We start from the raw sequence: 13,416 nt of genomic DNA on the forward strand, positions 1-13,416 counted from the left end.
GTCCGGAGCCACGCCCACTGCGTGATGCTCGCCTTTCCCTACGTCCAGGCCGAGGAACACACCGAAATCGCTGCTCATCCACCGTGCCGTTCGTTTGTCTCGGGTGGTCGCCGGTCGAGCATCGAGCGCCGGCACCCACGTTACGACGAGACCTGCCCAGCAGGCGGCCGTGTCCCTATCAGCGGTCGGTCGATGCCACCAGGCCCGGTGACACCACCCCCCGGATCATGCCTACGACTGGGGGCGTCAGTCATGCCGGACCTGGCGACCACAACTCCTAGATCAGGAGCTACGAAAAAGGTAACGGGGGGGCAAACCGGCGCACCGGATGGTCGGGGCGCTGTCGCACGCAAGCCGGTGGCGCGGCGTGCTGTGCGCCTCGATGGATCAGCCGCACCTCATCGATGGTCTGGACCGGGTCACCCGCGCCCTGGGCGGGTTGACGAATCGCGTGGCGGTTCGACCGGATGGCCACCGTGATCAACCCCGACACCGGCCGGGTGCAGGCCTCGTTCGCCGCAGTGGCCAAGCATTACGGCGTCGCGGTGCGGGCGTGTCCGCCTCGGCGCGGCAACCGCAAAGGCGCGGTGGAGAAGGCCAACCATGTTGCCGCGCAACGGTTCTGGCGAAACCTACCCGAGACGTGACCGTCGAACAGGCCCAGCAGCTACTCGATTCCTGGTGCGCCAAGCGCGGCGACAACGGCTGCGCCCCCGCCGACGGCAAGGCCAGCGTGATCACCGTCGCCGCCGCCGAGCCGCTACGCCCGGCCCCGGCACTCCCGTTCCCGGCCACCCTGGCCCTCACGCGTGTCGTGTCGACGCAGGCGCTGGTGTCCTTTCCGCGGCTAACAATCCAGGGTCGGATTGATCACCAACTGCCGTCGAAACCCGTGCACAAATGCTGTCACTAGACATCAACGAAGCCACAACGCCTTCGCGCACTCTCAAAACCCGGCCCGATGCCGCAACCTCCCCGACTCGCGGCGGCATCGAGCCGCGCGGCCGGGCGGAGCGGACGTCCCCCGACACACCGCCCGGCCGCACCCCAAACGACGAGGACTACCCGTTGGACAAATACTCCAGGACGCGGTGCGTGGTTACCGCGCCCAGGGGTGCTGGTGGGCGGTTGGTGCTGTGGATGTGGGCCAGCAGTTGTTCGTCGGGGGCCAACCCGTGCTGCTCCAGGTAGTAGCAGACGATGTCCGGCCAGATCCACATCCCGTCGGAACGGAAACTCACCGGCACCACGGACCCTCGCGACCGATCCACCACATCGTCCATTGTCGAGTCCGTGTCCAGGATTACCGTGCCCGCCCGGAGGTAGTCCAGCACTCGGTCCCGCTCCGCCGCGTCGAGCAGACGCGGGTGATCCTCTTCGAACACCGGATCCCCAGCCTCATCGACGCCGTCGAATGCACGCGCCAAGTTCAGCTGGGCAGGTTCTGTCGCCGCCCACACCAACCGGCCGTAAGACCGTGCCGCCCGCTGATACATCGGCACCTCACCGCCGGGCGCGACCACCTCCACCCGCGGCGCATCGGGACCGGCCGCGGCCAGCGCCCGCTGAAGCCGACCGGTCAGCCCAGCCGGATCAGCACTCCCGGCCTCCACCACATACACCGGCAACCACGCCCCCTGGCCACCGATCGGGCCGCGCCACGCACGCCACAACCCCTGGGCGCCGGGGGTATCCGACAGCACCGCGACCAACGCAGCCACTCCTGCATCGTCGGCGTCCTCAGAATCGATTGGTGTGCCGGTGAAATGCCAGGCCAGAACCCGCTGCTCGTCACCGACCGGGATGCGGCTCAACGTCGGGGTAGCGGTGTCGGCCAAGAACTCGGTCAGCACACCCATCTGCCGGAAGGTCAGCGCCACACCGCCAGTGGCCAGCTCCTGGCACACCGACTCAGCAACCTGGTCGATCGCGCCGTCCGCCAGGTGCTGCCGAGCCGTTGCGAGGAACTCATCCGGCACCCGGCCGGCAAGTCCGAGCAACAGATCATGCATCCCTACCAGGCCCTCATCACCAACGGACACGTTCCGTCCTCCCATCGTCACCCCCGGCTCGTCAAGCCCGCCAGACATCACGACCCCGATCCACGGGTGGGCCAGTACCGATAAACCTCCGCGGGCCTGTCAGGCAAAAGCCTGGTCCTGGAATCCATCAACGCATCGCCCAGATCAGCCTTACCGGTAAGCTCGCCGAGCGGGTTTTCCTCGGTGAATTCCATCCACCCACCGTTGCTGGGACGGAATTGCACGCGACCATCTCGATCCGTTTCGTAAACGCCGGTGAGCAGACGCCCGTCCTGGGTCTTGTACAAGTGCTGCACCGTTGCCAATACCGGTCCTTCAACGAGCTCGAGCACCTCTCCCAGCAGCGCAGCGGGAGCGCCGGGAATCGCCAGCAACGTCCACCGGTCCTGTTTCCGTCCGACACGGCGGTGCTCGAGCCACTGTGCGAACCCTTGGAAATCGATCTCGTCGCCATTCCGGAGGAGAATCCCGTTACCGTTCGGCGCCAACCGGGCCACGACGAGGCTCGCGTCTTTGTACAGCTGGTACGAGTACGCTTCGGCGAGGACCTGCGCCTTCGAAGCACCCGGGGCCGGGAACAGCACCGACTGTTCGGGCAGGCTCATGATCAGCGCCGGCTAGTCGCCAATGCCACCAGTGAACTTCCACCTGCCCGTCCTCACTGAGCGGCAACAACTCCAGGAACTCCACCAGCTTCTCCAGCCAGGCCCCTCGTTCCTGGTCTGGTCTTCATAGCCCAGCAGATCCGGATCACCCATCAGCCGATCCAGCTCCGGGTAGATCGTCGGATCGGTACTGGCCAACGTAATCGCTGTGCTCGCCTCGGTCCGCGCCTGCCACAAGGCGGGGCTCTCGGTCAGCTCACCCGCGTCCCCAGCCGGGAACCGGAACTCGAGTCGATCGTCCTTGGCACCAGAGACCTCAAAACGCACTGCATAGTGCTTGTCGCCCGCGTAGGGCACGGGGTAGTACGAGTCGGCATTCTCACCTTCTCGTCCACTGTGTACGGATCCGGCGGGAGCGAGACCGGCGCTGCATGCGCGACCTTGCGTTGCTTCGACCCGTCGCCGCCTGCAACGTTGCCCAGCCGGTAGAGCAACGCCTCGCTGACCTTCATGATCTGTGCCACACGCACGTACTGCACGCGGGTCAACCGCCGGTCAAAACTGACATCGAAATTATCGCCCAGGAGCTTGAACTCGACCTCGAATCCCAGACGCACGTCCGGCCGGGAACTCACCCCACCGGGCACACCGTCCTTGAAGTAGGTGATCGGACCACGCCCCTGCGCTATCGCCTGCTTCGCCTGCACATACACCTCACCCACCTTTCGCCCGGCGAACGTTGTGCAACTTCCTCTCCATCTCCTGAATAACACCCAAGCGCGACTCAACTGTCTGCAACTCCGTCGGAGTCCACTGTCCCTGGCGCACCAACTGCTTCAAAGTTTCGACGTACTCACGCACACCGTTTGGATTGAATTCCAGCGGCATCGTGTTCAAATGCTGCTCCATTCGACCCGCCACCTCAGCCAACGTCGCAATCCCAGCCGGCACTGCCCCAGCCTGCCCCTTCCCAGACGCACCCATGCGCTCCCCGGCCGGATCGCCCTTGCCATCCAAAACCCGACGACCAGCCGCATCACCCGACGACCCAGCCCGCATCAGCGACTCCTGCAACGCCGCCAACTCCGTCTGCCGATCCTGGTCCACATCGGACGAAGATGCCGCAGCCCGCCCCTTCCCAGCTGAATCCCCCATCACCTCATCAAGACGCACCAGGATCAACGCCCCCACCCGACCACGCATCCCGATCAGCCCCACGCTCCACCGAACCCGCATCCGGCGACACATCCAAATCCGCATTCGCCTGCTCAAGCCACGCCTCGAGATCAACGTCCCCCTCCAGCATCACCGCCGCATCTTGCGGCACCCGCACCCCACCTGCATCCGCCCATTCCTCCCATTCCGCCCCAGCAAGCCACGCATCCCCATCGAAGTCGTCCTCAATTTCCCCCAACACCGCACCCACGCCCGCAATCCCCCCGGCCCCAGCCTCCCCCCGTGCCAGCAGCGACTCCAGCTCCTCCTGCTTTCCCGCCAGCCTGCCCCTCATCTCCGCCAGCGACGCCTTCAACGCCTTCATTTTGCCCGTGCTTTCCCCATTCTTTTTTTTCTCTTTCGCAACTCGGGCCGTCAGATTATTTATCTCTTTTTTGTATCTTTCTATTTCCTCCCGCAATTCGAGCTCGGGCAGCCGATCCAAAGGCAGCTGCCCCTGCTTCTTCAACTCCTTCAACCCCGCAAGCACATCGGCGACGGCGACCCTTTTTTCCCGAATACGATTCGCTTCCCTTTTCTTCTTTTCCTCATACCATTTCGCCTTCGGCCGGAGCTGCTCAAGAGCCTTCTTCCCAACCGAATCCAACTCCCCGCGCCGCTGCAACTCCTCCAACTTCGGAACCTCGGCGGCGGCGTCCTTCTGCGCCCGATACCGATCCGCGTCCCTTTCCTTCTTTTCCTCATACCTTTCCGCCTTCGGCCGGAGCTGCTCAAGAGCCTTCTTCCCAACCGAATCCAACTCCCCGCGCCGCTGCAACTCCTCCAACTTCGGAACCTCGGCGGCGGCGTCCTTCTGCGCCCGATACCGATCCGCGTCCCTTTTCTTCCTTGCCTGCTTCTGTTGCGGTCCTTCCCCCCTCCGCCGCTTGGACGCCGCGGAAGAGCTCTCGCCAACCTCCTCCTCCTGCGTCCTCGTCGGTAGAGGCCGACGCTTCGGACCTGTCACCTCGGCCGGCAGCCCAGCCACCCCGCCCTGGCCGCGCAGCTCGGAACCGCCTGCCGGCAACACCACCTGCCCCTCCGGCAGCTCAACCACCCACACCCCGGTCGCCGCCAAGACATCAGTTTCCTCGGCTTCCTCCCCCTTCTGCGCATCCCCCAGTTTGACCACGTCTTGCGTTACGTGCACAGCATTGATCGCATGCGCACTACCGTCTGCTCGCTGGAAGATCACCGTCATATCCCGACCCACCCGCAAGCTCCGCGCATGCCCCTCAGCCTCGGCCAAGTCATCCACACGCCAAGCCTTCCCACCAGCCGCCACCAACCGAGCCGGATCAACATCACCAGCCGGCCCCGCCACAACCTGCCGACCGCGCACGAGAGAATTGTGGAACGCCACAGAAGCCTCCAAACAATTCTTCTGATAACGCTCATCCCCAGAGAAATAATTATCCCGGTTCACCCCCGACAAGAACCGAGACCAAGACCCCGCCGACTCACCCCCACCCGAAACCCCAGAAACCACACCACCCGACAATCCCCCATCCACAACCGGCTCACCAAAAACCAGACCATCCCCTTCACCACCAAACAACCCAGTATCCCCGAAATCACGAAGAAACTCCCCAAAATCCCAGTCCGCTCCAGCATTCTCACTGGCATCCTGCTGCGAGAACGCAGTCAACGCGGTCTCGGCAAACTCCGTGTAAGCAGGGTCCTCCTCCACCAACGCCCCGGCATCCGCCCCACCCCGCGGCACATCCAAATCCGCATTCGCCTGCTCAAGCCACGCCTCGAGATCGCTCCCATCCAACCGCGCGTCCCATTCACTGTGTTCGTCCCGATCAGCCCCACCCTGCTCCGCCGAACCCCCACCCCGCGCCACATCCAAAAAATCCGCGCCAGTAAGCCACGCATTCGCATCGGCGTCGTCCCCAAGCTCCCCCAACACCGTCGCATCCTGCTGCCCACTCGCCCCCACATCCGCAATCCGCCCCGACCCAGCCTCCCCCCGGGCCAGCACCGACTCCAGCTCCTTCTTCTTTTCCGCCAGCCTGTCCCTCACCTCCTGCAACTTCTGCCGAGAATAATCCCAGTCATCCACCTTGTCCTGCAACGTACGCAGCCGGTCCTGATCAGCATCGGTCAGCGGCCCCGACGCCTTCAACGTCTCGATTTCACCCCTGCTTTCCTCAGTCTTTTTTCTCCTCCTCGACAACGGGGGCGCCAGTTTATTTGCCTCGTCTTCGTACCTTTTAATTTCCTCCCGCAATTCGAGCTCGGGCAGCCGCCACGAAGGCAGCGTCCCCTGCCTCTTCAACTCCCTCAACTCCTCAAGCGCAGTGGCGGCGGCGTCCTTAATTTCCCGCTGACGAGCCACAGTCTGTTTCTTATGCTTCTCATACCTTTTCGCCTTCAGCCGGAGCTGCTCAAGAGCCTTCTCCTTAACCGAATCCAACTCCCCCTGCCGCTGCGACTCCTCCAACTTCGGAACCGCGGCGGCGGCGTCCTTAATTTCCCGCCGCCAATCCGCCTTCCTTTTCTTCACTTCCTCATGCTTTTGCGCCTTCAGCCGGAGCTGCTCAAGAGCCTTCTCCTTAACCGAATCCAACTCCCCCCGCCGCTGCGACTCCTCCAACTTCGGAACCGCGGCGGCGGCGTCCTTCTGCGCCCGCCGCAGATCCGCGTCCCATTTCCTCCTTTTCTGCTTCTGTTGCGCCTTCTTCTCATCCTGTGCTGCCTGATCGGTCGGCGCCGATTCACCGCCCCCGCCACCCGGACGCCCGGAATCAACCCCAGCAGCGGGTCCTTCCACCCACCGCCGCTTGGACGCCGCGGAAGAGCTCTCGCCAACCTTCTCCTCCTGCGTCCTCGTCGTCGCAGGCCGACGTTTCGGACCTGTCACCTCGGCCGGAAGCCCAGCCCCCCAGCCCTCACGCCGCAGCCCGGAACCCTCGGACGGCAACACCACCGGCCTCTCCGGTTCCACCTCCGGGTCGTTGAACGCTTGCTCATTGACCGAAGCCGACGCACTACGTACTGGATCACCGTCCGCAGGAGAGCCCGTCGCGATGGAGGCACCCTCACCGGCCTGCCTCTCACCGGGCCGGGGCGGGCGCCGTCGCGCGTCATCCAGCCCCGGTTTCGCCGCTGCGCGGGACGGCCCCGGCCGGTCCTCAGCGGGACCGTTGTCCGGCGTCCGAACCGTCTTGGCCATGTCCGGTTCCGGGCTCGGGCGCAACGACGTGCTCCGAGCGGTGTGGAATTCTTGCGCCAGGTTCCGCGACAGCTCCTCGGCCAGCCGCTGGTTGTCCTGTGACAGCGGCCGCGCCAACACCGCTGCCATGTCGTTGCGCAACGCCAGAAGCTCATCCGCGGTCCGGCCGTCCAGGGCGCTAAAAGCGTGGTCCCTCGCCAGGATCCCCTCTGCCTGCCACCGCAACGACTCCTGCTCGAGCGCACTCAGATCGCTGAAGACCGGCCTCGACCGTTCCGCCTCGCTCCGCAAGTCCTCGCGGGTCCACCCACGGCCGTCCGGACTGAGCTCGGATTCCGCGGGATCACGGACGAGCGGGCCCGGCTCGATCGAGATCTCCACCCGCGTCGGCCCTTCGGCGTGCAGGAACTGCGGCTGTGCGATCAGTCCGGCTTCGTCGGCCTTGAGACGGGCCCCCTTGGGGCGGTCCTTCTGCGCGAGGTCAAGCATGCCTTCCAGGTCGCGTGTGACCAGGGAGAAATCGCGCGCGGCTTGCGATGCGCCATCGGCTCTTCTATCGAGATCGCCGCGCACGACGTAGCGGGCGCGGGGCTGGCGGCCCTCCCGCTTCGCATCGACGGCCTTTTTCGCCACCGGGAACATGGCGTAGCGGTCCTGCAGCCGCCCCTGGGCATCCTTGCGGATGGTCACGCTCGCGTCGCTTGGGGCACCCGCCAGCGCGGGATCATCGGTGCGGGCGTGGGCGAGTTGGGTCTCGTAGTGCTGCTTGGCCTGCCACCACTTGCGTTCCGCGATCTGTGTACGCGTGTCCGCTTCGTCCCGAGCCTGCTCCGCCTGCTTGCGAGCCTCGGCTGCCAGCAGCTCCTCGCGATCCGCCTGCTTTCGAGCTTCGGCTTCCTCCAGCTTTTCGCGATCCGCCCGTTGTGCGGCTTGCGTGGCTTGCGACAGGGTGAAGTGCGCGACGCGCTGCTGGTCGCTCGCGGAGGTCCACTCCTGGTCCCGTTCGGCGAAATTCCTCGTGGCGGCCACCAGCTCGTCCGGCAGCTCGTTGCCGCGGTCGCTGCGGCGGATCACGTAACCGGACTCGAACATGGCGCCGACGGCCGCTCGCCGCTTGCCGATGCTGTGCTCAGCGGGGGTGGCGACCATGAGGAACTCCGCGCCGTGCAACCAGGTGCTGGTGATGTCCTTCAACGGAGAGTCCGCACTCTCCTTGGGAATCGATTCGTGGTCCGTCTCGGATTCCTCTTTGTGTTCACTTTCGGATTCGTGCCCACCACGGGAAATGAGCGGCATATTCCAGTCACCCGCCTGGCCGAACGCGTGCCGGCCTTCCTCGTAGGTCTTCGCCCCCTCAGGATGCGACACACCCCCGGCGAAAAACGGTGCGACGGCCACGGCATGGCCACTGCCCGAGCCGCGCTCCTTCTCGTCGGCCGAATGGCTGTTCGGCTCCGAGCCATCCAGTTTGATTCGTCCGCTCGTCGACGCGAGCGCGCCCCGATCCGGAATCTTGAGGTATAGGTCCAGGTTCACGCCCAGCCCGGGCGGCAGCTGGACCGACACAGACTTCGCATCCAGATCCGCGAAGCGCTTGAGTAACGCCTCCAAGCGGTGCGGGGTGAACCACGCCCGCAAGCTCCGGCGCGCCTCCGCGGTCACCGAGCCCCCGGCGGAAGTGATCGCCCGCTCGCCGGCGGCGACCAGGTCCTCGACGAGCCCGCGGAACTCCACCGCCCGGAACTCGCTGGCACCGGGCAGAACCTCGGCGTCGTCGGTCTTCCAGCGCTGGATGGCCTCGTCCGTTGCCTGCGATGCCGTCAGATCGGTGATCTCCGCCGCGCGGGACCGCTGGGCCAGGTCAGCGGGCAGGGTGTCCTCGACCGCCGTGCTCACCCCAACGGTGCGAACGTCCGGGGCTGCGGCGATGCGTTCCCCATCGCGCTCGATGCGCACGTCGAACAGCACGTCGGCGCGGTGCGAAGCCAGCGCACCTGCGACCTTCTCGGAGTTCGTGTAACTCGTGGTCTCGGTCTGCGTGCGGCCACGGACCTGCTTCAACCACTCGGCGACGTGGATCAATCCCAGGCCCAGCCTGCCGTAGGACGAGCCGTGCTGCGGGATCGATTCGCTGCTTACTTGCCCGGCTCCACCCGAAGAATCCGGCCCGTGCAACACGGCGCCCGGGATCCCGCCCGTCATGAACTCAAGGACAACCCAGGTGGCGCTGCGGATCTTGTTGGCGACGATGGACGCCGCGCTGGACGTCGCAAGTTCGCCGTGCTTGATCCCTTCCGCCTCCGGCGCACCCAGAAGTTCCGCCCCCACGTGGAGTTCGTAGGTGTGCCCCTTCCACCTGCCTTCCCACCGCAGTTGTGTGCTGGCTCCCCCGTTCTCGAGGTCGCCGAGCTTGGCCTGCACGTTGGACAGGAAATGCTCGGCCGAGCGGTCGTTACCGAGGGGGCTGCCCTGCGGGGAAACCGGCAACAGCGCCTCGGCCGCGTCGGGGCCCAGTCGCTCGGAAATCTGCCGGCGCAGCAACCGAATCTGGCCGCTCAGGTCCACCGGTTCGGTGACCCCTCGGCTCCAGGACGGGGTGGCCAGCGTGTGCCCGTCGGGCACCGGCGCCACATCCATGGGCGAGTCGAGCGGTTTGGTGGAAACCTCCGGTTCCTTCTTTTCGGCTTCGTGTGCCCGCTGCGCCTCGACCTCGGCCGTCCTGGTCTTCATCTCCTGCAACTGCCGGTCGTCGACCAAAACCGTCTTCGACTGAGGCAGCGTGAACCGCTCGGCGGAGCGGACGGGCGGCTTGCCCTTGAACAACCCCATTCGGTCGATCTTGCCAATGGTCTTTACCTCGACGCCGACGGTATTCACGACATCCACCGTGACCAGGTGGCGTTCGCGCGGTTTACCCGTCTCCGACCGGGAGTGGCTGGTGTCGATCTCATGTCCCCGCTTGCGGAGATAGCTGCCCTTCCCCGGGGCCACTTCTTCGAGGACCGTACCGGCCACGACGCCGGTGTTCTCATCCACCGCGGCCATCACGGGCTCGATGGAGTTGAACCAGGAGAAGGTGCCGGTCTTGCTGCTTTCGGTGGTGCGCTCACCGGTCACCGACCGCGTCGGCTGCTCCCAGACCTTGACCGGATTACCGTCACTATCCAGCACCGGCGTGGGGTTCAGCATCATGCGCGAATACTCGACCACGGCATGCTGCTCCTGGCGGCGCTTCGTAGTCTTCAGCCCGTGAATCCGGACCTTCTTGCTTGCGGAGCGCGGAGTCCCACGCACCTCTGCCAGCGAGATCCCGCTATTGACCAGGTCCGCATTCTCGGCGAGTTCCCAGACCGAGTGTCCAGAGAGTTCCCTGAGCTGCCGGAACGCCGATTCCCGAAGGTGTTTGAGACCATGCGCGGATACGACCTGCGTACCGTCGTAGACCCGGGAAAGTCCCTGCCGCATCGTCTTGTCGTCGTAGGTAACCACGGTGCGGTCGACGGGTTTGACGGCATCATCGCGCAGTTTCTTCAACTCGGCGTTGAGCTGATCGGCCTGCCACGCGGGGAGTTCGACGACGATGTCGGTGTCCACGACACCCGGATCCCGATTCTCCTCCTGGGCCAAGGTGTCCACGATTGGCAATTGATCTTCCGTCGGCGTGTGCATCCCCGGCCGGCCGATCGACAGGCCCTTGGCCAGTTGGTTCCATTCCTGCCAGTGCGTCCCCGACACCGTGTACCGCACCCGGAAGGCCACCCGCTTGCGCGGTTCCTTGCCCACTCCACCGGTGGCGGCCGGCTCCTTGCCCCGATTGCCACCGAAGGACAGCTCGGCGCCCTCCCCAATGTGGGAGGACTTGCTCCGCTCGAAACCGAACTTGTGGTAGCTGGTGACAAGGGACATCTGGCCGGCCACCGTCGAGTAGACGCGGGCCACGAAACCAGCCCCGGCCTTCCACGACACGCTCCTGCTGTGCTTGGCGGACTCCGATTCGGAAATCGTCACCCCAGCATCCGCCTCCTCGACATCCATATCCTGGACGTCGAGCACCTCCGCTGCCACCTTCAGCGATACGTGATAGTCGTGTCCCCGACCGTGCTCGACCATCTCGATCGACGCGGCCTGATCGGTGAGCATTTCCTCGACCAGCCGCGGGGACGACAACGTGTTGCCTGAGAGCAAACTGTCGATCTGATTACCGCGCGCCAACTGTTCGCTGGCATTGCGCGAGATTCCCTTGGCCAGCTTGGGATTGTCGAAATCGATGACGAGATCAGTGTCCCGCCAAAACGGCCACCGGTGATGGTCTGGGATCTTATGCGCCGTATCGCGAACGATCCTGGCGAGCTTCGCGCCCGCACCACTGGCCTCCAGCGCGGCACGGGTGATGTCGGCCACGCGATTCGGGTGCGGCTGGCCGTCCTCGCTCACGAGCCCGGCTGCCCGGGCGAACTCCGACGGCGTCCAGTGCAAGCCATGGATGGCGTCGGCGAACGTCATCGGGGACCCACCGGACGTGCGGACCTCCCAGTCATACTCAGTGCGGTAGCGAACGATCTGGACCTTGCGGGCAGCGGTCTCGCTGACCTTCGACGAGGTCGTGAACTCCTGGTCACGGCTGCGGCCGCCACCGCCCATGGCAAAGGGGCCTGCGGCCGCGGTGAGCACCCCGACGTCCACGGCGGGCCCGACGGCCCCCGAGCCCTCACCCTTACGCCCCGAACCGTGAACGTTCAGCGCTTCAGTGCCGGCATCGGAGGCCGACTCCGCCAGTGCGTCGTCCATCGTCTCGAGGTAGCTGACTTGCCGGGCGACGGCCCGCATCTGCACACTCTGTGTCCGGCTCGACAGCAGGCGTTTGAGCGGGTTACTCGAGCGCAGCGGCGTCTCCAACGTAACCCAGCCCCGACCGGCGGCTGCCGCTTTCTCGCTCACCCGCATGTCCGGCAACATCCGTTTGACATTGTCCTGGCCCAGGAACTCCCGCAGGGCTTTCCGCGAGTCGTTGTCCAGCGACCCAAGCTGGGCGGCCACCTGGTCGTAGATGGTCGGCGGCTCCCCGGACTTCGTCTTCGTCCGCAAGGGTTTGCCCTGATACAGACCGCGCGTCGACTGCCTGACCGTAGCGTCCTCCAGCACCGAAGCAGGCAGCTCATTCGGCATCGGTACAGCGCGTTCACGCGCGATCGGCCGCAATCCCGTGGGCACGCTCAACGTGGTGCCGACCGGGTCGGCGTCAGGGTGATCGCGCCCACCGACGATCGTGACAGGACCAGTGTCGTGCCCGTCCCTGTCAACCAGGGAAACCCGGAACGTCACCGGCACATACACCGGCTGCGCGCCGGCGTATTCACTGTCACTGCCCGGGGTTGCACGCTCCGGCAGCGCGATGCGCATCGACTGGCTGTGCGTTTCGGTGCGGCTCGTGACGCGGTTCGAGGCCAGGCCAGTTGGCAGGTCGACGAGGCCCAGAGCGAAAATTCCAGGCACGGCGGGCACGAAGAAGAGCTGCTGGTACCTCGGCCGATGGCCGGACGCGCTCGTCGTGCTCGCCTTGTGACCGGCGGTCCAGGTGGCCGACTGCTCGGTGGCCCTTCCTTCCGCGGCTTCGCTGCGGCCCCAGTCGAACTTGGCGGCCTGCACCCGCACCGACACACCGCCGACTTCGAACACCTTGCCCTCACCGCGCAAGCTGCCGATCTCGTTCAGCACGGCATGCTCCACCGACTCGAAGTCGTCCGGATCGGTGTCCTCGGGCACCAATCCCCGCACGGCCTGGACGACCTGATCTGCTCCGACCGTCTGGGCGATCTGCTGCGCCGAGCCCATCGACTCGCTACGGCGGAGATCCCTGGGGATCTGCAACCGATGTCTGTCCTGGCGGGTATCACCATCAACCCGCGCCCGAACATCGGCGGTTTTGTTTGGCGGTTCACTCAGGATGCTGTTATCAGAATCCGAACCGGTATCCGAGCTGGACGAGCTCCCGATCGACCCGGCACCACCGTCCACAGCGGACTCCGCGGCGGACATCGTGTCCCCGGACGACTCCTCGTCTCCACGCAAATCCTCAAGCCGCTCCCGCAACGCTGGCCGTACCGCAATTTCGAACTCCTCCTCATCGAAGTCGCTCTCGGCGTCATCGCTCTCCGCATCACCCAACACATCCGCATCGTCAGTGGATGTGTTGGGGCTCGGCTCGGCGTCCCGCGCAGGAGTCCTCGAGCCGTCGACCTGACCAGCCGGTACCTCGCCACCGCCGCCATCCGACGACTGGGCACCATCACCGCTGACAGAGCCGCTACTGCTCAGCCACGAACCGACCTCGTCCTCAGACACCGAACTCCGACGCCCGAACGTCCCCGCATCC

Annotated in this window: 7 protein-coding genes; 2 read left to right on the forward strand and 5 right to left on the reverse strand. The window is 65.4% G+C overall.

Features of this window, described 5'->3' with window-relative positions:
- The first annotated feature begins 467 nt into the window (after positions 1 to 467).
- Together BLW84_RS48705 and BLW84_RS48710 are read left to right on the forward strand one after the other, a co-directional pair.
- A complete protein-coding gene (locus BLW84_RS48705; RefSeq protein ID WP_218157706.1) occupies positions 468 to 647 on the forward strand; it encodes a hypothetical protein in 180 nt (59 codons plus the stop codon).
- On the forward strand, positions 644 to 913 hold the full coding sequence (locus BLW84_RS48710) for a hypothetical protein (RefSeq protein ID WP_218157707.1): 270 nt from the start codon (positions 644 to 646) through the stop codon (positions 911 to 913). Before BLW84_RS48705 ends, BLW84_RS48710 begins: the two co-directional genes overlap by 4 nt.
- 148 nt (positions 914 to 1,061) lie before the next feature.
- On the opposite strand, the gene BLW84_RS42515 is transcribed toward BLW84_RS48710, so the two are convergent.
- From BLW84_RS42515 to BLW84_RS42535, 5 genes are all read right to left on the reverse strand, one after another.
- Positions 1,062 to 2,042: a hypothetical protein gene (locus BLW84_RS42515; protein ID WP_245761772.1), complete on the reverse strand. Its 981-nt coding sequence runs from the start codon at positions 2,040 to 2,042 to the stop codon at positions 1,062 to 1,064.
- Positions 2,043 to 2,089: 47 nt separating this feature from the next.
- Positions 2,090 to 2,647 carry a hypothetical protein gene (locus BLW84_RS42520; protein ID WP_093277924.1) on the reverse strand — a complete coding sequence of 186 codons (558 nt, stop codon included), beginning with the start codon at positions 2,645 to 2,647 and terminating at the stop codon, positions 2,090 to 2,092.
- 251 nt (positions 2,648 to 2,898) lie between these two features.
- A complete protein-coding gene (locus BLW84_RS42525; protein WP_143061311.1) occupies positions 2,899 to 3,360 on the reverse strand; it encodes a hypothetical protein in 462 nt (153 codons plus the stop codon).
- 1 nt (position 3,361) lies between these two features.
- Entirely contained in the window at positions 3,362 to 3,829 is a 468-nt protein-coding gene (locus BLW84_RS42530) for a hypothetical protein (RefSeq protein WP_143061312.1), read from the reverse strand.
- On the reverse strand, positions 3,810 to 13,385 hold the full coding sequence (locus tag BLW84_RS42535) for a hypothetical protein (protein WP_143061313.1): 9,576 nt from the start codon (positions 13,383 to 13,385) through the stop codon (positions 3,810 to 3,812). The genes BLW84_RS42530 and BLW84_RS42535 overlap by 20 nt, the downstream gene beginning before the upstream one ends.
- Positions 13,386 to 13,416: the final 31 nt, after the last annotated feature.

It is taken from the genome of Saccharopolyspora shandongensis, from assembly GCF_900106995.1.
GTDB lineage: Bacteria > Actinomycetota > Actinomycetes > Mycobacteriales > Pseudonocardiaceae > Saccharopolyspora > Saccharopolyspora shandongensis.